Below are 18976 nucleotides of genomic sequence, written 5' to 3'. Positions count from 1 at the left end.
GGCTTTATTTCGCCCGGCCGGAGCGGGCCGTCTTGCCGCCTGGACGCGCTACACGGAAACTGCGCCGATGCCTACTCAATGGAACAACAATAAGAACACCGCCGCGCCGGATGACGACTTCTTCATCCCGGAGCTCTGTCAGCCGGAGGCGCTGCTGAGCCTGGTGCTGCTCGCCGAGCTGCTGGTGCTGGTGCTGGTGCTCGCCGAGCCGATGCTGCCCGGCTTCAACTGGGTGCGCCTGGCCCTGACGTCGCTGTTCGTGCAGTGGATCGTGCTGCTGTCGGCGGCGTTGCTGTGCCGACTGCGACCGCTGCTGGCGCGCCTGCGCGCGGCCCTGGCCGGCAGCCTGTGCTGCGCGATCGTGGTCGCCCTGACCCTGGCCTGCACCGCGGTGGCCGATTATTACCAGCTCGGCGGGCCGCTGCCCCACGACGGCGAGGTCAACCTCTACCTGCGTCACGCCCTGATCGGCATGATCATGTCGGCACTGCTGCTACGCTATTTCTATCTGCAGAGCCAATGGCGTCGGCAGGAGCAGGCCGAACTGCGCGCGCGCATCGAATCATTGCAGGCGCGGATCCGCCCGCACTTTCTGTTCAACAGCCTGAACAGCATCGCCAGTCTGGTCGCAGTCGATCCGTACAAGGCCGAACAGGCGGTACTGGATCTGTCCGACCTGTTTCGCGCCAGCCTGGCCAAGCCTGGCAGCCTGGTGCCCTGGATTGAGGAGCTGGAGCTGGCCAAGCGCTATTTGTCGATCGAGCATTACCGGCTCGGCGAGCGGCTACAGTTGCAGTGGGAGGTAGCCGACGTGCCGAACGATTTGCCGATTCCGCAGCTGACCCTGCAGCCGCTGCTGGAGAATGCCCTGGTCTATGGCATCCAGCCGCGGGTCGAAGGCGGCCTGGTGCGGGTCGAGGCGAGCTACTCGGAGGGCATCTTCCGTCTCTGCGTCAGCAACCCCTACGAGCTGCAGGGGGAGCAGCGGCCTTCGCGCGGCACCCATCAGGCGCTGAACAACATCGATGCGCGCCTCGCCGCACTTTTCGGTGCGCGGGCCAGTCTCAGCGTGGAGCGCCGTGACGGCCGTCACTACACCTGTCTACGCTATCCTTGTGCGAGACTCACGCAGGAAGCCCGTGCATTATGAATGTCCTGATAGTCGATGACGAACCCTTGGCCCGCGACCGCCTCAGCCGTATGGTCGGCGACCTCGATGGCTATAGAGTTCTCGAGCCCGCTGCCAGCAACGGTGAAGAGGCATTGACCCTGATCGACAACCTGAGGCCGGATATCGTGCTGCTGGATATCCGCATGCCCGGGCTCGACGGCCTGCAGGTGGCGGCGAAACTCTGCGAGCGCGAGGCGCCGCCGGCGGTGATCTTCTGTACCGCTCACGACGAATTCGCCCTTGAGGCGTTCAAGGTCAGCGCCGTGGGTTACCTGGTCAAACCCGTGCGCCCGGAAAGCCTCAGCGAAGCCCTGAAGAAAGCCGAGCGGCCCAACCGTGTGCAGCTTGCCGCCCTGACCCGCCCGGCCGCGGAAACCGGCGGCGGCCCGCGCACCCACATCAGTGCCCGCACCCGCAAGGGCATCGAATTGATTCCCCTGGATCAGGTGATCTACTTCATCGCCGACCACAAGTACGTGACGCTGCGCCATGAGGGCGGCGAGGTTCTGCTGGACGAACCCTTGAAGGCCCTGGAGGACGAGTTCGGCGAGCGTTTCGTGCGCATCCACCGTAATGCCCTGGTGGCGCGCGATCGCATCGAGCGCCTGCAGCGCACCCCGCTCGGGCATTTCCAGCTGTACCTCAAGGGGCTGGATGGCGATGCGCTGATCGTCAGTCGCCGGCATGTCGCCGGGGTGCGCAAACTGATGAACAGCCTCTAGCCGCGCGCCCGCTTCGAGGCCCTGCACAGTCGCCGACCTGGCAGGCGCTGCATTCGGCCGCAGGCTCCGGGCGGATCAGCCTGTTATCATCCTCGGCGGTTCGAAATCTGGAATTGCCCATGCCCCGCGAAATCCGCATTGCCACCCGTAAAAGTGCCCTGGCCCTGTGGCAGGCCGAACACGTCAAGGCCCGCCTGGAACAGGCGCACCCGGGGCTGAAGGTCAGCCTGGTGCCCATGGTCAGCCGCGGCGACAAGCTGCTCGATGCGCCGCTGGCGAAAATCGGCGGCAAGGGCCTGTTCGTCAAGGAACTGGAAACCGCGCTGCTGGAGAACCAGGCCGACATCGCCGTGCATTCGATGAAGGATGTGCCGATGGACTTCCCCCATGGCCTGGGCCTGTACTGCATCTGTGAGCGCGAAGATCCGCGCGATGCCTTCGTCTCCAATCGTTTCGACAGCCTCGATGCGTTGCCGCCCGGCAGCGTGGTCGGTACCTCCAGCCTGCGCCGGCAATCGCAGTTGCTGGCGCGCCGCCCGGACCTGAAGATCCAGTTCCTGCGTGGCAACGTCAATACGCGCCTGGCCAAGCTCGATGCCGGCGACTACGACGCCATCATCCTCGCCGCCGCCGGGCTGATTCGCCTCGGTTTCGCCGATCGCATCCGTTCCTCGATCAGCGCCGAGGACAGCCTGCCGGCTGGCGGCCAGGGCGCGGTGGGTATCGAGTGTCGCAGCGCCGACACGGAGATCCATGCCTTGCTGGCACCCCTGCATCACGGCGACACGGCCCTGCGGGTGACGGCCGAACGCGCGCTGAACAAGCGCCTGAACGGCGGCTGTCAGGTGCCGATCGCCTGTTATGCGGTGCTCGAAGGCGAGCAGCTGTGGTTGCGCGGCCTGGTCGGCCAGCCGGATGGCGGGTTGCTGCTGCGCGCCGAGAGTCGCGCGCCGTCAGCGGAGGCCGAGCAGCTCGGCGTGCGGGTGGCCGAAGCCCTGCTGGCTAAGGGCGCGGCGGCCATCCTGCAGGCGATCTACGGCGAGGCCGATCCCGAGTGAGTGCCTGGCGCCTGCTGCTGACCCGCCCGGCGGAGGAATGCCCGGCGCTGGCGGCGACACTGGCCGCCGAGGGCGTCCACAGCAGCAGCCTGCCGCTGCTGGCGATCGAGGCGCTGGACGAGACCGCCGAGCATCGGGCAACCATTCTCGACCTGGATCGCTACAGCGCGGTGATCGTGGTGAGCAAACCGGCGGCCAGGTTGGGCCTGGCGCTGCTCGACCGCTACTGGCCGCAACCGCTGGCCGAGCAGCCGTGGTTCAGCGTCGGCGCGGCCACCGCCGAGATCCTCGCCGACTATGGCCTGCAGGTGTATTTCCCGGAGGGCGGCGACGACAGCGAAAGCCTGTTGGCGCTGCCCCAGTTGCAGCGGGCGCTGGCCGAGGCCTTCACGCCGCGGGTGCTGATCCTGCGTGGTGAGGACGGCCGCGAGTTGCTCGCCGAGCGATTGCGCGAGCAGGGCGTGCAGGTCGAGTATCTGCCGCTGTATCGCCGTCTGCTGCCGGACTATCCGGCCGGAACCCTGAGCGAGCGGGTGCGCAGCCAGCGCCTGAATGGCCTGGTGGTCAGCAGCGGACAGGGCTTCAGTCATCTGCAGCTGTTGGCGGCCGAGCACTGGCCCGAGCTGGCTCGGCTACCCTTGTTTGTACCCAGCCCGCGCGTCGCCGATCAGGCGCGTGCCGCAGGCGCCGAGATTGTTGTGGACTGCCGCGGCGCCAGCGCCGCGGCCTTGCTGGCGGCGTTGCAGGCGCAACCCGCCCCGGACCTCTGATGCAAAGGATGGACACGTGAGCGAAGCGACTTCCCCGAACGAGCAAGAGCAACCCGCACGGGCCGCCCCCGATGCGGCGCCGCCAGCCAGCGAAGACAAACCCAGCGGACCCGGCAAGGTCGCCTTGTTGCTGGCGCTGCTGGCCCTGTTGCTCGCCATCGCGGCTGCGCTGGCCGGCGGCTGGAGCCTCTGGCAGTTGCGGGCGCTGGAGAGCAAGGATCAGCAGCAACTCGACCAGTTGCAGGGCGTGCGCGAGCAGTCCGAGACCGCTGTGCAGCAGGCCGAGGCGCTGAGTGCGCGGCTCCAGCAGCTGCCGACGGTGGCCGAGCTGGAGGAGCGCCGGCGCCTGCTGGCACGTCTGCAGGGCGATCAGCAGCTGCTCAATAAGCGTCTGGAAACCGTGCTCGGCGCCAGTCGCCAGGACTGGCGCCTGGCCGAGGCCGAGCATCTGCTGCGTCTGGCCAGCCTGCGCCTGTCCGCCTTGCAGGACATCGACAGCGCCAAGGCGCTGGTCCAGGGCGCCGACGAGATCCTGCGGGATCAGGACGACCCGGCCGCGTTCGCCGCTCGCGAGCAACTGGCCAAGAGCCTGGAGGCCCTGCGTGCGACCCCCAACCCCGACCGCACCGGCTTGTTCCTGCAGCTCGGTGCCCTGCGTGACCAGGCCGGGCAGTTGAGCGCGCTCAACCCGGCGTTCGAAAGCCAGGGCGGTGTGCTCGGCGAGCTCGCTGCAGAGGGTGACGGCGCCAGCTGGTGGTCCCAGGGGCTGCAGACCCTGGCGGAGTATTTCCGCATCGATTTCAGCGCCGACCAGAATATCCGTCCGCTGCTCGCCGGGCAGAGCCTGAGCCAGGTGCGCCTGGCCCTCAGCCTCGCCCTGGAGCAGGCGCAGTGGGCGGCGTTGCATGGTGAAACCCAGGTGTATCGCCAGGCATTGCTGCAGGCCGCCGAGGTACTGGATGGCCATTTCGATCGGGAGAATCCGGCGAGTCGGGCCCTGCGCATGCGCATCGATGAACTCATTGGCCAGTCGGTCGAGGTGGTGGCACCGGATCTGACGGACTCGCTCAATGCCGTGCAGGCGTATCTGCAACGCAAGGAGTCGGCGCGCAACGGGGTCGTACCCGAGGCGCCGGCTGACCCCGCCGCGAACGATGAGGAGGCGCGCCCATGAAGCGTGTCGCGCTCCTGCTTGCCGTACTGCTGGTGGTCGCCGGCCTGGGCCTGCTTGGCATGGCCATCGTCGAGCACAAGGGTTACGTGCTGTTCGCCTACCAGGGCTTCCGTTACGAATCCAGCCTGTGGGCCTTCCTGGGGCTGCTGCTGGCGCTCTGGTTGCTGATTCGCCTGTTGCGTCTGGTGCTGGGTGTGCTGGTGACCTCGGGGCGCTTGATCAACCCCTGGTCGCGCCTGCACCGCAGTCGCCGGGTGCGCGTGGCCTCCGAGCAGGGCTTCGTCGACCTGGCCGAAGGTCGCTGGGTGCCGGCGCTGCGCTACCTGCGCCGCGCCGCGGAAAGCGATCCGCAGCCCTTGATGTATTACCTCAGCGCCGCCCGTGCGGCGCACAAGCTGGGCCAGCATGAGGACAGCGACGCCCTGCTGGAGCGGGCGCTCAAGCGCCAGCCCGATGCCGAGCTGGCGATCGCCCTGACCCATGCCAGGCTGCAGCAGGACCGCGGGCAGCGCGATGCCGCACGCGAAACCCTGGAAATCATGCGCGAGCGCTACCCACAGCACAGCCAGGTGCTGCGCCAGCTGCAGCGCCTGTACCTGCAGGCCGGTGACTGGTCGGCGCTGCTCGGCCTGCTGCCGGAGCTGCGCAAGCAGAAGGTCCTCGGCGCCGCCGAGCTGGCGGAGCTGGAGCGCCAGGCCTGGCATGGTCGCCTGGCCACTGCCGGGCAACCGGTTGGCAGCGACGCGCAGGGCGCCCTGGCAGCGCTGACCCAGTCCTGGGAACAGCTTTCCTCGGGCCAGCGCCAGGACCCGCAGCTGCTCGCCGTATACGCCGAGCAGCTGCGGGTGTTGGGTGCCGAGCGCGAGGCGGAAGAGCTGCTGCACCACGCCTTGAAGCGCAACTACGACAGCCGCCTGGTGCGCCTCTACGGCCTGCTGCGAGGCCAGGATCCGGCGCGCCAGCTGCAGGCGGCGGAGGGCTGGCTGAAGCAGCATCCGCAGGACGCCGGGCTGCTGCTGACCGTCGGCAGGTTGTGCCTGCAGAACCAGCTGTGGGGCAAGGCCAAGGAATACTTCGAGAGCAGCCTGATCTTTCAGCGCGACCCGGAGACCTGTGCGGAGCTGGCCCGTCTGCTGGCGCGCCTGGGCGAGGTCGAGCGCAGCAACCAGCTGTTCCAGGAGGGGCTGGGCCTGCTGGACCAGCGTCTCGGTGGTCTGCCGCTGCCACAGCCGGCGATTCAATAACGACAGCGCCTGGTCCGAGGGCCTCTTCGGCAGACGCATGGCGCTTTTAGCCGGACGGCTAGCCGCTCTGCTTCGCTGTTGCGCCTTGATCGGGCCAGGCGCTTTCCTCTACCGTAGGCGGCTTCGTTTTCCTCCTCGGAGTCGTCATGCCCCTGGCCAGTCCCCGCTCGCTCTACTCACTCGCCTTCCTCGGTTGTCTGGCGCTGATGGCTGCGGCCCTCTATCTGGAGCACGTGGTTGGCCTGGAGCCTTGCCCGCTGTGCATTGTCCAGCGCGTTTGCGTGATCGGTTTCGGCCTGGTCTGCCTGGTCGCTGCCCTGCATGCCCCGGCGCGCGCGGGGCGCCGCGCCTATGCCGGGCTGGCACTGTTGTTCGCCGCGGCCGGTGGCGCCACGGCGGGGCGGCAGATTTACCTGCAGGGCGTGCCCGCCGACCAGCTGCCGGCCTGCCTGCCGAGCCTCGACTACATGATGGATGCCCTGCCGTTCCAGGAAATTATCCGCCTGGTGCTGCACGGTTCGGCCGATTGTGCCGAGGTCAGCTGGACCCTGTTCGGCATGAGCATCCCGGAGTGGAGTCTGCTCGGATTCGTCGGCCTGTCGGGCTTCGCCTTGCTGCAGTTGTTGCGCCGCGACTGATTGCGCCGCCACCCCGCCGCGCGCCTGTCCTGCCGAGAGAAAGCCAGGTGGCGTGCGGGGCGCCGATTAAACGATCGTATGAAATTATCTCAGGCCTGCGCCTTGTCGACGTCGCCCCGCGGGCATAATCTGGCTCGCACGCACCGCCGGAAAGTTGCCATTACGCGGTTGCCTTCCCAAGACCATGCACCGATTGACAAAAAACCGTCTCGGATCGGACGTATAACAGGAATACCGATAAGGGAAGTGAGGTCGTCATGCTCGAGAGTTGTCAGAACGCCCAGGAACGTTGGGGTGGGGTTCACCTGCTGATAGACCGCTGGTTGCAGGAGCGCCAGGAACTGGTTGCCGCCTTTGCGGCCATTAGCGAAACCCAGCGAGCACCCAGTGCCAATGCGCAAACCCTGCAGAGATTCTGCGAAGTGCTGGTCGACTATGTGTCGGCCGGACATTTCGAGGTTTACGAACAATTGACCAATGAGGCCAAGGCCTTTGGCGATCAGCGTGGCCTGGAGCTGGCCAAGCAGATCTATCCGCGTATCGAAGCGATCACCGAAGTGGCGCTGTCGTTCAACGACCGCTGCGACAACGGCGACTGCCGTGACAGCGTGCCGCTGAATGAGGAACTCAATCGCCTCGGCCAGTTGCTGCACGAGCGCTTCGAACTGGAAGACTGCCTGATCGAGGTGCTGCACAACGCCCATCAGCAGCAGGCCACCGCCGCGCTTTGAACCGCTCGCGGCAGCACCGATTGCTCGGTGCTGCCTCAGCTACGGCCGGATCAGGCCGCTTGCTTTGCTGGCCTGCCCCACAGGGCGATTCCGCGCAGCACTGCGCGTCCGCGCTCATTCGATCCTCATCACCCAAGCCTTTGCGGCGCGTCCGGCCCTGAGCCGAGCGAAGCGCGAGGCCTTCCTTGTGCAGGCATTCGCCTGCCGCCGTAGTTTCCCCTGCTGAACTCAAACCGTTTCCCGCACTCTGCGTTGGTGAGCCGGTAATCCTCAAGCGACTACCGCACCGGGATTGGCGTTCGGTGGGTGGGACTCTATGGGGGCGACTTCGCCCCGTAAGTCGCGTTCCGAATAGCCTGGCGAGTGGCGCCCAACCAATGGGTGAACTAGCGACTGCCAGTTCGGCGGACTAGTATGGGCTGCATCTACACCCGCCAGGAGGCGCGACATGTCGGCCAAGAAGAACCCTAAGAAGAGTACGGTATCTACCCCCCTGCACCTGCTCCATCAGCTGTCCAACAGCCTGCTCGAGCATCTGGAAAAAGCCTGCTCGCAAGCCCAGGTCGATGCCGAAAAGCTCTTGGCCAAGCTGGAGAAACAGCGCGGCAACGCCCAGGAAAAACTGCACAAGGCCCGCGGCAAATTGCAGGACGCCGCGGCGGCCGGCAAGGCCAAGACCCAGGCCAAGGCCAAGACCCTGGTGGCCGAACTGGAGGACCTGCTCGATACCCTGAAGGATCGGCAAACCGAGACCCGCGACTATATCCTGCAACTCAAGCGTGATGCCCAGCAGAGCCTGAAGCTGGCCCAGGGCGTGGGCAAGGTCAAGGAGGCAGCCGGCAAGGCGCTGAGCAGTCGTGAGGCCAAGCCGGCGGCCGCCAAGGCGGCCAGCAAGCCCGCAGCCAAGAGCTCGGCCGTGAAGGCACCCGCCAAAGCCAAGGCCACGGCAACCAAGGCCCCGGCCAAGGCGACCGCCAAGCCTGTAGCGAAAAGCGTGACCAAGCCCGCAGCGCGGAAACCCGCCGCCGCTGCGAAGTCGGCGAGCGTGACGTCGGCCGCCGCAGCGCCGGCTGCCAAACCTGCTGCTCGGCCTGCTGCCAAGGCGACTAAACCCGCCGCCAAGGCCCCGGCGCGGGCCGCTGCGAAACCGGCCGTCAAGCCTGCGGCGGAGGCCGACGCCAGCGCCGCGGCGGCGAAAGCGCCGGTGAAGGCACCAGCGCGCAAGACGCCGGCCAAGGCGACCGCCAAACCTGTGGCGAAGGCGCCGGCCAAGTCCGCCGCGAAACCGGCGACGAAGCGAACGGTCGCCCGCAAGCCCGCTGCCGCCAAGCCGACCAGTAGCGCCTCGGCGGCTACCGCTGCGAAGGCGGACCCGTCTGCGTCGAGCACGACCCCGGAGAGTGGCGGCGGTACTCCGCCGGCCGCCTCCTAGGGCTGCAGGGCCGCGACGCGCAGCTGTTGCAGCGCGTCGCGGTCCGCTTCAGTGGTCGTGGGGGAGAAGGCCTCCAGCCAGCTCTGCAGATCCTGCGCGGCGCCAATCGGCCAGGCCTGGCTCAGTATGGCCAGGCGATGCAACTGTTCCCGCTCGGCTTCCAGCTCCAGACGCTTGACCTGTTCGCGCAGCGCGGCCAGGGTCTCGTCGCCTTGGGCCGCGCCTCGCCAGTCCTGGCGCAGCTGTCGCAACCGTTCGACCACCTGGTGTTGCCAGGGCTGGGCGATGGCCTTTAGCTGCTCGATCCGCACTGCGCTGCAGGCGACGCCACGGCGACCGAGCCAGACGCCGCAGATCAGCAGGCAGACATCGGCGCCACTGGCCTGCAGCTGCAGGCAGGCCGCCTCGACGCCGGGGCGTTGGTAGTAGTGTTCGGCGAAACGCCACAGATCAGTGGGCATGGTGCTTTCCGGGTATGTGGCGGGCGACTCTGATAGAATTCGCCGCCATTATGATCCGACTCCAGAACCTCACGCTACAGCGTGGTCCGCAGCGCCTGCTAGAAGGCGCCGAGCTGACCCTGCACGCCGGCCAGAAAGCCGGCCTGATCGGCGCCAATGGCGCCGGCAAATCCAGCCTGTTCGCCTTGCTGCGCGGCGAGCTGGGTCCCGACGCGGGCGATTGCCTGCTGCCGGCGGACTGGCGCATCGCCCATATGCGTCAGGAGGTCGACAATCTCGAGCGCCTGGCGGTCGACTATGTGCTCGACGGCGACGTCCGCCTGCGCGGCCTGCAGGCCCAGCTGGCGGCGGCCGAAGCCGCCCAGGATGGCGCCGCCATCGCCCGCCTGCACACCGAACTGGACAGCGCCGACGGCTACACGGCCTCGACCCGTGCGCGCAAGCTGCTGGCCGGCCTGGGCTTCGAGCATGGCCAGATGGACCGCCGCGTCGGCGACTTCTCCGGTGGCTGGCGCATGCGCCTGAACCTGGCCCAGGCGCTGATGTGCCCGTCGGACCTGTTGCTGCTGGACGAGCCGACCAACCACCTGGACCTGGACGCGATCCTCTGGCTGGAAGGCTGGCTGAAGAGCTATCCCGGCACCCTGCTGCTGATCTCCCACGACCGCGATTTCCTCGACGCGGTGGTCGACCACGTGGCCCATCTGGACCAGCAGAAGCTGACGCTGTATCGCGGTGGCTATTCGGCCTTCGAGCGCACCCGCGCCGAGCGCCTGGCCCAGCAGCAGCAGGCCTACGAGAAGCAGCAGGCGCAGCGCGCGCACATGGAGAAATACATCGCCCGCTTCAAGGCCCAGGCGACCAAGGCGCGCCAGGCGCAGAGCCGGATCAAGGCCCTGGAGCGCCTCGAGGAGCTGGCCCCGGCCCATGTCGACTCGCCTTTCGACTTCAGCTTCCGCGAGGCCAGCAAGATATCCAGCCCGCTGCTGGACCTGGCCGAGGGCCGCCTCGGCTACGGTGACAAGGCGGTACTGGAGCAGGTCAAGCTGAATCTGGCGCCTGGCGCGCGCCTGGGCCTGCTGGGGCCGAACGGCGCCGGCAAGTCGACCCTGATCAAGAACCTGGCCGGCGAGCTGCAGCCCCTCGGCGGCCGCCTGCAGCGCGGCGAGAACCTGGTGGTCGGCTATTTCGCCCAGCACCAGCTCGACGCCCTCGACGACAAGGCCAGTCCGCTGCTGCACCTGCAGCGCCTTGCCCCGAGCGAACGGGAGCAGGCCCTGCGCGATTTCCTCGGCGGCTTCGACTTCCGCGGCGCGCGCTGCGACGAGCCGGTGCTTAACTTTTCCGGCGGCGAGAAGGCGCGCCTGGCCTTGGCCCTGATCGCCTGGGAACGACCGAACCTGCTGCTGCTCGACGAGCCGACCAACCACCTCGACCTGGAGATGCGCCTGGCGCTGACCCTGGCCCTGCAGGAGTTCGCCGGGGCCGTGGTGGTGGTGTCCCACGACCGCCATCTGCTCAAGAGCACCACCGACGAGTTCCTGCTGGTCGCCGACGGCCGCGTGCAGCCGTTCGATGGCGATCTCGAGGACTATGCCCGCTGGCTGCTCGACTACCGGGCACGCCAGGCGCCGACATCGGTGAGTGTGGCCGACAGCAGTCTGGACAAGACCGACAAGCGCGCCCAGCGCCAGGCCGCGGCGGCGCTGCGCCAGCAGCTGGCCCCGCACAAGCGCGAGGCCGACAAGCTGGAGCGCGAGCTCGGCCAGCTGCACGAACAGCTCGCCGCGATCGAAGCCCGCCTGGGTGATGGCGCCCTGTACGAGGCGGCGCGCAAGGACGAGCTGCGCGACCTCTTGGCCGAGCAGGCCAGGCTCAAGGGGCGCGAGGCCGATCTGGAGGAGCGCTGGATGCTCGCCCTGGAAAGCCTGGAGGCGCTGCAGGCCCAGCTCGAGGCGGCCAGTTGAACCCGCTGTTGCTCGAGTGGCCCTGGCTGGCGACCTGGAGCGAGCCGCTGCTGCGCGTGGCCCAGGTGCTGCTGATTCTGCTGCTCGCCTGGCTGTTGCAACGCCTGATGGCGCGCGGTCTCAAGCGTCTTGGCGAACGCTACCCGCAGGTCCCGGCGACGGCCCTGGGGTCGCTGCGCAACGGCCTGCGCTGGCTGGTCGTTGGCGGCGCCGTGCTGCTGGTGCTGGAGCGCCTGGGGGTGTCCGCCCAGGTGCTGTGGACGGCGCTGACCGGCTTCGCGGCGGTGGCCGCCATTGCCTTCTTCGCGGTCTGGAGCGTGCTGTCCAACCTGTTCTGTGCGCTGCTGATCTTCACCCTGGCGCCGTTCCGCCTGGGCGACAGCGTCGAGATCATCGAGAGCGCCGACAAGCCCGGGGTCAAGGGCCGGGTGCTGGCGATCAACCTGTTCTACACCACCCTGGAAGACCAGGGTTCGGACAGTCCCGGCGCGCTGGTGCAGGTGCCCAACAGCCTGTTCTTTCAGAAAGCCGTGCGCCGCTGGCGCAACGGTACTTTTCCCACATCCCGCAACTACGAGATCTAACGCACTATGGAATGGCTCGCCAACCCGGAACTCTGGGTCGCATTTCTCACCCTGACCGCCCTGGAAATCGTCCTCGGCATCGACAACATCATCTTCATCTCGATCCTGGTCAGCCGCCTGCCCAAGGAAAAGCAGCCGCAGGCGCGCTTCTTCGGCCTGGCCCTGGCCATGGGTACGCGCATCCTGCTGCTGTTGTCGATCACCTGGGTGATGCGTCTGACCGCCGACCTGTTCCAGGTATTCGAGCAGGGCATTTCCGGGCGTGACCTGATCCTGTTCTTCGGCGGCCTGTTCCTGCTGTTCAAGAGCACCATGGAGATCTACCACAGCCTGGAGGGCGCCGAGGAGGCGCAGCAGGCGGCCGGCAAGGCCTATGGCTTCATGGGCATCATCGTGCAGATCGCCATCATCGACATCGTCTTCTCCCTGGACTCGGTGATCACCGCGGTCGGGCTGGTCGACAACGTGCCGGTGATGGTCGCCGCCATCGTCATCTCGGTCATCGTGATGATGCTGTCGGCCGGCACCATCAGCGACTTCATCGACAAGCACCCGAGCCTGAAGATGCTGGCCCTGTCGTTCCTGATCGTGGTCGGTACCGTGCTGGTGGCCGAATCCCTGGATGTGCACGTGCCCAAGGGCTACGTCTACTTCGCCATGGCCTTCTCGCTGGCGGTGGAGGCGATCAACATCCGCCTGCGCGGCGCCATGGCGCGGAAGAAGGGCGTTGAGCCGGTGCACCTGCGCAAGAACACGCCGGACCAACCCGTGTAACTGGGCACTCGGCACGCGAAGGGGTAGGCTGAGAAGCCTGCCCCTTTTTTATTCTGGGCAATGCCCTTCAACCATTCGTTTCGAGGTGTCCGCCATGGCCTTGCAGACCTGGCTCGCGTTTTTCGTTGCCTGTTGGGTGATCAGCCTGTCGCCTGGGGCGGGGGCCATCGCCTCGATGTCGTCGGGCCTGCAATACGGTTTCTGGCGCGGTTACTGGACCGCCCTGGGCCTGCAGCTCGGCCTCGCCCTGCAGATCGTCATCGTCGCCGCCGGGGTCGGGGCGATTCTCGCCGCATCTGCCTTGGCTTTCAGCCTGATCAAATGGTTCGGCGTGCTGTACCTGGTCTACCTCGGTTACCGCCAGTGGCGCGCGCTGCCCGCCGACCTGGCGGCAACTCCCGACCAGCGTCCCATCGGGCGGCCGTTGACCCTGGTGCTGCGCGGTTTTCTGGTCAACATCAGCAACCCCAAGGCGATCATCTTCATGCTGGCGGTGCTGCCGCAGTTCCTCAATCCCCATGCGCCGCTGCTGCCCCAGTACCTGCTGATGGGCGTGACCATGATCTGCATTGATCTGCTGGTCATGGCCGGCTACACCGGTTTGGCCTCGCGAGTCTTGCGCCTGCTGCGCACGCCGCGTCAGCAGCGCCTGATGAACCGCTGTTTCGGCGCCCTGTTCATCGGCGCCGCCGCCCTGCTGGCCACCGTGCGCCGCGGTCCGGCCTGAGGCCGCGGCCTACCACTCGATCGGCTGGCCGTCCCAGGCCCAGAAGCTGCCCGACTGTTCGGGGCCGTGGCGCTCGACCTGCTCCAGCAGGCGCTGCGCCGTGAAGGAAACCTCGAACAGCTGCGCCGGCGGTACGTTGGCCTGAAAGGGCCGCGACAGCTCGGTGTCGGTGGTGCCCGGGTGCAGCGCCAGCACCGAGCTCTGCGGATTCAGGCGGCTCAGCTCGATGCTGGCGGTGTGCAGCAATTGGTTGAGCGCCGCCTTGCTGGCCCGGTAGCTGTACCAGCCGCCGAGGCGATTGTCGCCGATCGAGCCGACCCGCGCCGACAATGCGGCGAAGGTGCAGGGATGGCGGCCACGCAGCAGCGGTAGCAGGTGCTTGAGCAGCAGGATCGGGGCGAAGGCGTTGACCTGAAAGGTCGCCTGCAAGCCGGCCAGGTCGAGCTGGGCCAAACCCTTCTCGGCCTTCGAGGCGCCGCCCTGCAGCACGCCGACCGTGCACAGCAGCAGGTGCAGGCGGGGGATCTCAGCCTTGAGCCGCAGGCCCAGCTCGGCCAGCTGCGTTTCGTCGGTCACGTCGATATCCAGCCGCTGCAGGCGCTCGCCGTGCTGTACGGCGAGGGCCGCGAGGCCCTCGGACTGGCCGGCCTGACGGGCCAGGGCCCAGACGCAAGCCACATCCGGGCGGGCCAGCAACTGTTCGCTGAGCGCCAGGCCGATGCCGCGGCTGGCGCCGCAGACCAGGGCGGTGGCGGGTTCTTGCAGGCGGCTCCAGAACGTCATCGGGCAAACTCCGCAGCTATGGGCGATCAGCGATCGCAAGAGGATAGGGGGCGGGCAGTCGAGGCAAGTCACCTGGAGGGTAACAGGCAACGGCGGCGCCTTCGTATCTCCAGTCGAGTCCCGGGTGTATTCGGGCTTGCAACTGTTCGGCGAGCGCCTGCTGGCGCGGGCATTCTGCGTCCTGGCATAGAATGGGCGGCATCGAGCGGCAGGAGACGCCTGCCGCCCTGGCTGATCATTTGCGGAGAAATGCATGACCCTGCGAGTCTGGATCGATGCCGACGCCTGCCCGCGGGCGGCACGGGATCAGGTGGTGAAGTTCGCCCTCAAGCGTGGCCTCGAGGTGGTGCTGGTGGCCGGTCAGGCGGTGGCGCGGCCGAGCTTCGCCTGCGTGCGCCTGATCGTGGTGCCGAGTGGTCCGGATGCGGCGGACGATTACCTGGTCGAGCATGCGGTGCCCGGCGAGCTGGTGATCTGCAGCGACGTGCCGCTGGCCGATCGCTTGGTGAAGAAGGGCGTCGCCGCCCTCGATCCGCGCGGCCGTGAATTCGACGAGCGCAATATGGGCGACAAGCTGGCCACTCGCAACCTTTTTACCGAGCTACGCGAGCAGGGCCAGGTCGGTGGCGGCCAGGGCGCCTATTCGGACAAGGACCGCCAGGCCTTCGCCAACGCGCTGGACCGCATCCTCACCCGCCTGGCGCGGGGCTAGCCGCACAGGTAGGTGCCGGTGCCCACCGCGACCAGCACGCCCTCATCGTTGTGCAGTTCGCTGCGCACCACCGCCACCTTGTTGCCCGAGCGCAGCAGCACCGCGGTGGCGGTGAAGCAGCGGCCGCGACCGGGGCGCAGGTAGTCGATGCGCAGGTCGATGGTGCCGAGCTTCGACAGCCGTGCCAGGCGCTCGTTGCCCGGCAGCTGGTGGTGGCGCTCGAAGGCGCCAATCAGTGCCATGGCGCCGCCGGCTACGTCTAGCAGCGAGGCGATCACTCCGCCGTGGAGGATGCCGTGGAGAAAATTGCCGATCAGCTCGTCCTTCATCGGCAGGGTCATGATGACCTTCTCCGGCGACAGCTGCTCGAGCTGAATGCCGAGCACCTGGTTGAATGGAATGCGCTGCATGAAGCTGCTCACCGCCTCCTGCAGCTCTGCGGTGAATTCGTAGGGTTGGGTCATGGAAATGCGCGCCTATGCGGGATTGCCCGCCACGCTGCCGCAGTGCGGCGGACTTGACCAGTGGCGCGGCGGGAGTGCCGCGCGCATTGGCTGGTTCGGCCTGATGACATCCCAGCGCTTCAGTCGTGGTGGGTCAGCTCGAGCACACGGTCGACCAGCTTGTTGATCCCCGAGGCCGCCTGACTGATCGACTGGGCGAGCATGTAGGCCGGCGTGGTGACCAGCTTGCGTGCCGGGTCTTCGACGATTTCGCTGACTTCGCATTCGCGGTGCACCGCGCCCATCTGGGTCAGGGCCGCGGCGGTGTCGTGATCGCTGCCGATGGTGCATTCCACGCCGTTGCCGAAGATCCGCGCGGCCAGTACCGGCGAGATACAGATCAGGCCGACCGGCTTGCCGGCGCTGGCGAAGGACTTGGCGGCGTTGAGCACGTCCGGCTGCACCTTGAGGTTGGCGCCGCTGAGGGCGAAGTCGGTGAGGTTCTTCGCCGCGCCGAAGCCGCCGGGCATGATCAGCGCGTCGAAGTCGTCGGCGTGCAGCTCGCGCACGTCCTTGATCTTGCCGCGGGCGATGCGCGCCGACTCGACCAGCACGTTGCGGGTCTCGTCCATTTCGTCGCCGCTGTAGTGGTCGACCACGTGCAGCTGCTCCATGTTCGGTGCGAAGCAGTGCACCTCGGCGCCGCGCTGATCGAGGCGCAGCAGGGTGATCACGCTTTCATGGATTTCCGAGCCGTCGTAGACGCCACAGCCGGAAAGAATCACCGCTACTTTCTTGTTCATCCTGTGCTCCTGGTCATTGCGCTGGGCCGAGATGGCTGTGCAGGAAACGTCTGGCCTGCTGCTGCGCATCCTTGGCGAGTTGGGGTTGGTAGGTGGCTAGATCGCTGAGATGGTCGAATCCATGGTCGGCGTGGGCGTAGCGCTTCACCTGAATGGCGCCCGGCTGTAGCTGCTGCAGGGCGTCCAGGCATTGCTGGTGATCGGTGATGTGATCTTTCCCGGCCAGCAGCATCAGCTGCGGCGGTTGCGGGTTCATGTGCCGGCGCAGCTGGGCGGGAAAGCCGCAGTACGGATAGTAGAGGATAGCCGCCTTGATGCGTTGCAGCCCTTGCCGGCCGGGCGCGCTGAAACCGTGGCCGGCCTCGCCGCCGTAGGCCAGGGCGTCGAGGATGCTCCAGCCGCCATGGGAGAAGCCGAGCAGGGCCAGGCGTTGGCCGTCGACCCGGGGGAGTTGGGCGGCCAATTCGATGGCGGCGTAGACGTCCAGGGCGCGCTGGTTGCCCCACAGCTGCTTGCCGGCGCACACCGGGCGCCAGTCGTCGATGCCGCGGGCCGCGTGGCTGTCGACGAACAGTGCGGCGTAGCCGGCCGGCAGCAGCCAGTCGTTGACGCTGTCGAGCAGGGTCTGGCGTTGGCCGCTGCAGCCGTGAAACACCAGTACGGTGGCGAAGGGGCCTTCGCCTGCCGGGGTGAACAGCCGCAGGTGCGGCGCCAGGCGGGCCTTGGCCCTGGCCAGGTCGTCCGTCTCCGGCAACAGCGCGGCGCGATAGGGGTAGAGGCCGAGCACGGCGCCACTGCTCAGCAGGGCCAGGCCGATCAGGAGCCAGCGAAGAGGTCTGCGCATACTCTCGTCCCATCTCACGCGCGCTGTCCGGGGTGGAGACCGTCGGACGGGTTAACTTTCCTAGCAATGCTAGTCGTAGACGCCGCGCGGCGAAACGCCCTCAGGCGCAATGATGGGCGGTTGTAGCCGGGCGGGCGAGCCCCGGCTCATTCGGCCGAGCGGCGACGCCGGCGGCGCAGCCAGAGTGCGGTGAAGAACACCAGCAGCGCGCCGAGGACGAAGAGCTGATAGCGGCGCAAGTCGCCGAGCAGCACCTCCAGGGCGGCGCCCAGGTGGTAGGCAGCGGTGCCCAGCGCCGTGGCCCAGAGCGCCGCGCCTATGCCGTCGAGCAGCAGGTAGCGGCGCCAGGAGTAGCCGGACAGGCCGATGGCCAGGGGCATCACCGTGCGCATGCCGTAGATGAAGCGAAAACTCAGCACCCACAGATCCGGGTAGCGCCGCAGGTGGCCCAGGGCTTTTTCACCCAGTGCGTGCCAGCGCGGGCGGCGGTCGAGGATCTGCCGGCCGTGGCGGCGGCCCAGGTAGTACCACAGCTGATCGCTGGCATAGGTGCCGCAGAAGGCGCAGAGCATCACCCACTCGATGCGCAGGTAGCCACGCAGCGCCAGGTAGGCCGCCAGCAGCAGCGACATCTCGCCCTCGAGGAAGGTGCCCAGCACCAGGGCGGGATAGCCGAACTGTCGCAGCAGGTCTTCAAGCATGGGGATAACCGCGGGAATAGGCGTTAAGACTACTCCCTGGCGACAGCGCAGAAAACTGCGGGCGACTCGACGCAAGCGCGCCGGCGCGGCGACAATGGTGATCCCCCGCTGCGACCCGCCGTCGCAGACTCGATCCGGCCGTCATCTATTGGTCATAATGGCCGCTTATAACTGTCACACTCGCCCGTTCGCGCGGGCTCTGGAGTCTGCCGTGAGCTTTACCCCCGCCAACCGCCTGTTCCCCGCCACCCGCCTGCGCCGCAACCGTCGCGACGACTTCTCCCGGCGCCTGGTGCGCGAGCACCGCCTGAGTGTCGACGACCTGATCCTGCCGGTGTTCGTGCTCGACGGCGACAACCGCCGCGAGGCCGTGGCGTCGATGCCGGGCGTCGAGCGCCTGTCCATCGACCTGCTGCTGCAGGAGGCGGAGAAGTGGGTGACCCTGGGCATTCCGGCGCTGGCGCTGTTCCCGGTGACGCCGCTGGAGAAGAAGTCCCTGGACGGCGCCGAGGCCTGGAACCCGGACGGCATCGCCCAGCGCGCGATCCGCGCCCTGCGTGCGCGTTTCCCGGCGCTGGGGCTGATCAGTGACGTGGCCCTGGACCCCTTCACCACCCACGGCCAGGACGGCATCCTCGACGACAGCGGCTACGTGCAGAACGACATCACCGTCGACGCCCTGGTTAAGCAGGCCCTGTCCCACGCCGAGGCCGGCGCCCAGGTCGTCGCGCCCTCGGACATGATGGATGGCCGGGTGCAGGCGATTCGCGAGGCCCTGGAGCTGGCCGATCACAGCAACGTGCGCATCATGGCCTACTCGGCCAAGTACGCCAGCGCCTACTACGGCCCGTTCCGCGATGCGGTCGGCTCGGCGGCCAACCTCGGCAAGAGCAACAAGAACACCTACCAGATGGACCCGGCCAATGCCGACGAGGCGCTGCACGAGGTGGCCGCCGACCTGGCCGAAGGCGCCGACATGGTCATGGTCAAGCCGGGCATGCCCTACCTGGACATCGTCACCCGGGTGAAAAGCGAATTTCGCGTGCCGACCTTTGTCTATCAGGTCAGTGGCGAGTACGCCATGCACATGGCGGCGATCCAGAACGGCTGGCTCTCCGAGGCGGTGATCCTCGAGTCGCTGACCGCCTTCAAGCGCGCCGGCGCCGATGGCATCCTCACCTATTTCGCCGTTCGCGCGGCCGAACTCTTGCAGCAGGGGCAGTAGTCCCCCAGGACC

Annotated in this window: 21 protein-coding genes; 15 read left to right on the top strand and 6 right to left on the bottom strand. The window is 67.4% G+C overall.

Annotated features, from left to right (window positions below):
* Positions 1-67 precede the first annotated feature (67 nt).
* The 9 genes from KDW96_RS10800 to KDW96_RS10760 all read left to right on the top strand — a co-directional run bounded on the left by KDW96_RS10800 (position 68) and on the right by KDW96_RS10760 (position 8940).
* Positions 68-1150: a sensor histidine kinase gene (locus KDW96_RS10800; protein WP_255840404.1), complete on the top strand. Its 1083-nt coding sequence runs from the start codon at positions 68-70 to the stop codon at positions 1148-1150.
* Positions 1147-1893 carry a LytR/AlgR family response regulator transcription factor gene (locus tag KDW96_RS10795; protein WP_208707882.1) on the top strand — a complete coding sequence of 249 codons (747 nt, stop codon included), beginning with the start codon at positions 1147-1149 and terminating at the stop codon, positions 1891-1893. The genes KDW96_RS10800 and KDW96_RS10795 overlap by 4 nt, the downstream gene beginning before the upstream one ends.
* A 119-nt stretch (positions 1894-2012) precedes the next feature.
* Positions 2013-2951: a hydroxymethylbilane synthase gene (hemC, locus tag KDW96_RS10790; RefSeq protein ID WP_255840403.1), complete on the top strand. Its 939-nt coding sequence runs from the start codon at positions 2013-2015 to the stop codon at positions 2949-2951.
* The gene (locus KDW96_RS10785; RefSeq protein ID WP_255840402.1) at positions 2948-3721 is read left to right on the top strand and encodes a uroporphyrinogen-III synthase; all 774 of its coding nucleotides are present in this window, start codon (positions 2948-2950) and stop codon (positions 3719-3721) included. Before hemC ends, KDW96_RS10785 begins: the two co-directional genes overlap by 4 nt.
* 16 nt (positions 3722-3737) lie before the next feature.
* The gene (locus tag KDW96_RS10780) at positions 3738-4895 is read left to right on the top strand and encodes a uroporphyrinogen-III C-methyltransferase (RefSeq protein ID WP_255840401.1); all 1158 of its coding nucleotides are present in this window, start codon (positions 3738-3740) and stop codon (positions 4893-4895) included.
* Entirely contained in the window at positions 4892-6139 is a 1248-nt protein-coding gene (locus KDW96_RS10775) for a heme biosynthesis HemY N-terminal domain-containing protein (protein WP_255840400.1), read from the top strand. The genes KDW96_RS10780 and KDW96_RS10775 overlap by 4 nt, the downstream gene beginning before the upstream one ends.
* A 146-nt stretch (positions 6140-6285) precedes the next feature.
* Positions 6286-6777, top strand: coding sequence for a disulfide bond formation protein B (locus KDW96_RS10770; protein ID WP_255840399.1), 492 nt, complete (start codon positions 6286-6288; stop codon positions 6775-6777).
* Positions 6778-7034: 257 nt separating this feature from the next.
* Positions 7035-7508, top strand: a complete 474-nt coding sequence (gene rsd, locus KDW96_RS10765; protein ID WP_255840398.1) for a sigma D regulator — start codon at positions 7035-7037, stop codon at positions 7506-7508.
* Positions 7509-7956: 448 nt separating this feature from the next.
* Positions 7957-8940, top strand: a complete 984-nt coding sequence (locus KDW96_RS10760) for an AlgP family protein (RefSeq protein WP_255840397.1) — start codon at positions 7957-7959, stop codon at positions 8938-8940.
* On the opposite strand, the gene KDW96_RS10755 is transcribed toward KDW96_RS10760, so the two are convergent.
* Positions 8937-9401: a TIGR02444 family protein gene (locus tag KDW96_RS10755; protein ID WP_255840396.1), complete on the bottom strand. Its 465-nt coding sequence runs from the start codon at positions 9399-9401 to the stop codon at positions 8937-8939. The genes KDW96_RS10760 and KDW96_RS10755 overlap by 4 nt on opposite strands.
* A gap of 50 nt (positions 9402-9451) precedes the next feature.
* On the opposite strand from KDW96_RS10755, the gene KDW96_RS10750 reads away from it, so the two are divergent.
* From KDW96_RS10750 to rhtB, 4 genes are all read left to right on the top strand, one after another.
* Positions 9452-11368 carry an ATP-binding cassette domain-containing protein gene (locus KDW96_RS10750; RefSeq protein ID WP_255840395.1) on the top strand — a complete coding sequence of 639 codons (1917 nt, stop codon included), beginning with the start codon at positions 9452-9454 and terminating at the stop codon, positions 11366-11368.
* A 284-nt stretch (positions 11369-11652) separates the two neighbouring features.
* Positions 11653-11952: a mechanosensitive ion channel domain-containing protein gene (locus KDW96_RS22245; protein ID WP_370295448.1), complete on the top strand. Its 300-nt coding sequence runs from the start codon at positions 11653-11655 to the stop codon at positions 11950-11952.
* A 6-nt stretch (positions 11953-11958) separates the two neighbouring features.
* The gene (locus tag KDW96_RS10740; RefSeq protein ID WP_255840393.1) at positions 11959-12726 is read left to right on the top strand and encodes a TerC family protein; all 768 of its coding nucleotides are present in this window, start codon (positions 11959-11961) and stop codon (positions 12724-12726) included.
* 94 nt (positions 12727-12820) lie between these two features.
* Positions 12821-13453, top strand: a complete 633-nt coding sequence (gene rhtB, locus KDW96_RS10735) for a homoserine/homoserine lactone efflux protein (RefSeq protein WP_255840392.1) — start codon at positions 12821-12823, stop codon at positions 13451-13453.
* A 9-nt stretch (positions 13454-13462) separates the two neighbouring features.
* On the opposite strand, the gene KDW96_RS10730 is transcribed toward rhtB, so the two are convergent.
* Entirely contained in the window at positions 13463-14236 is a 774-nt protein-coding gene (locus KDW96_RS10730) for an SDR family NAD(P)-dependent oxidoreductase (RefSeq protein ID WP_255840391.1), read from the bottom strand.
* Positions 14237-14495: 259 nt separating this feature from the next.
* On the opposite strand from KDW96_RS10730, the gene KDW96_RS10725 reads away from it, so the two are divergent.
* A complete protein-coding gene (locus KDW96_RS10725; protein ID WP_255840511.1) occupies positions 14496-14948 on the top strand; it encodes a YaiI/YqxD family protein in 453 nt (150 codons plus the stop codon).
* Here the strand turns inward: KDW96_RS10725 and KDW96_RS10720 are convergent.
* The 4 genes from KDW96_RS10720 to KDW96_RS10705 all read right to left on the bottom strand — a co-directional run bounded on the left by KDW96_RS10720 (position 14945) and on the right by KDW96_RS10705 (position 17739).
* Positions 14945-15412 carry a thioesterase family protein gene (locus KDW96_RS10720; RefSeq protein ID WP_255840390.1) on the bottom strand — a complete coding sequence of 156 codons (468 nt, stop codon included), beginning with the start codon at positions 15410-15412 and terminating at the stop codon, positions 14945-14947. The genes KDW96_RS10725 and KDW96_RS10720 overlap by 4 nt on opposite strands.
* Positions 15413-15531: 119 nt before the next feature.
* On the bottom strand, positions 15532-16194 hold the full coding sequence (elbB, locus tag KDW96_RS10715) for an isoprenoid biosynthesis glyoxalase ElbB (RefSeq protein ID WP_255840389.1): 663 nt from the start codon (positions 16192-16194) through the stop codon (positions 15532-15534).
* 13 nt (positions 16195-16207) lie between these two features.
* Complete coding sequence (locus tag KDW96_RS10710) at positions 16208-17038, bottom strand: dienelactone hydrolase family protein (RefSeq protein ID WP_255840388.1); 831 nt, start codon at positions 17036-17038, stop codon at positions 16208-16210.
* A gap of 146 nt (positions 17039-17184) precedes the next feature.
* The gene (locus KDW96_RS10705; RefSeq protein WP_255840387.1) at positions 17185-17739 is read right to left on the bottom strand and encodes a DedA family protein; all 555 of its coding nucleotides are present in this window, start codon (positions 17737-17739) and stop codon (positions 17185-17187) included.
* A 211-nt stretch (positions 17740-17950) separates the two neighbouring features.
* Between KDW96_RS10705 and hemB the strand changes: the two genes are divergently transcribed.
* Complete coding sequence (hemB, locus tag KDW96_RS10700; protein ID WP_255840386.1) at positions 17951-18964, top strand: porphobilinogen synthase; 1014 nt, start codon at positions 17951-17953, stop codon at positions 18962-18964.
* Positions 18965-18976 lie beyond the last annotated feature (12 nt).

It is taken from the genome of Pseudomonas benzenivorans (assembly GCF_024397895.1).
Classification (GTDB): Bacteria; Pseudomonadota; Gammaproteobacteria; order Pseudomonadales; family Pseudomonadaceae; genus Aquipseudomonas; species Aquipseudomonas benzenivorans_A.
This window is presented reverse-complemented; position numbering and strand designations above follow the sequence as displayed.

Excerpts from the sequence above, each read along its gene's own strand:
- KDW96_RS10800 (WP_255840404.1), top strand. The coding sequence starts at position 68 with ATGCCTACTCAATGGAACAACAATAAGAACACCGCCGCGCCGGATGAC.
- KDW96_RS10795 (WP_208707882.1), top strand. The coding sequence starts at position 1,147 with ATGAATGTCCTGATAGTCGATGACGAACCCTTGGCCCGCGACCGCCTC.
- hemC (WP_255840403.1), top strand. The coding sequence starts at position 2,013 with ATGCCCCGCGAAATCCGCATTGCCACCCGTAAAAGTGCCCTGGCCCTG.
- KDW96_RS10775 (WP_255840400.1), top strand. The coding sequence starts at position 4,892 with ATGAAGCGTGTCGCGCTCCTGCTTGCCGTACTGCTGGTGGTCGCCGGC.
- KDW96_RS10770 (WP_255840399.1), top strand. The coding sequence starts at position 6,286 with ATGCCCCTGGCCAGTCCCCGCTCGCTCTACTCACTCGCCTTCCTCGGT.
- rsd (WP_255840398.1), top strand. The coding sequence starts at position 7,035 with ATGCTCGAGAGTTGTCAGAACGCCCAGGAACGTTGGGGTGGGGTTCAC.
- KDW96_RS10760 (WP_255840397.1), top strand. The coding sequence starts at position 7,957 with ATGTCGGCCAAGAAGAACCCTAAGAAGAGTACGGTATCTACCCCCCTG.
- KDW96_RS10755 (WP_255840396.1), bottom strand. The coding sequence starts at position 9,401 with ATGCCCACTGATCTGTGGCGTTTCGCCGAACACTACTACCAACGCCCC.
- KDW96_RS10750 (WP_255840395.1), top strand. The coding sequence starts at position 9,452 with ATGATCCGACTCCAGAACCTCACGCTACAGCGTGGTCCGCAGCGCCTG.
- KDW96_RS10740 (WP_255840393.1), top strand. The coding sequence starts at position 11,959 with ATGGAATGGCTCGCCAACCCGGAACTCTGGGTCGCATTTCTCACCCTG.
- rhtB (WP_255840392.1), top strand. The coding sequence starts at position 12,821 with ATGGCCTTGCAGACCTGGCTCGCGTTTTTCGTTGCCTGTTGGGTGATC.
- KDW96_RS10730 (WP_255840391.1), bottom strand. The coding sequence starts at position 14,236 with ATGACGTTCTGGAGCCGCCTGCAAGAACCCGCCACCGCCCTGGTCTGC.
- KDW96_RS10720 (WP_255840390.1), bottom strand. The coding sequence starts at position 15,412 with ATGACCCAACCCTACGAATTCACCGCAGAGCTGCAGGAGGCGGTGAGC.
- elbB (WP_255840389.1), bottom strand. The coding sequence starts at position 16,194 with ATGAACAAGAAAGTAGCGGTGATTCTTTCCGGCTGTGGCGTCTACGAC.
- KDW96_RS10710 (WP_255840388.1), bottom strand. The coding sequence starts at position 17,038 with ATGCGCAGACCTCTTCGCTGGCTCCTGATCGGCCTGGCCCTGCTGAGC.
- KDW96_RS10705 (WP_255840387.1), bottom strand. The coding sequence starts at position 17,739 with ATGCTTGAAGACCTGCTGCGACAGTTCGGCTATCCCGCCCTGGTGCTG.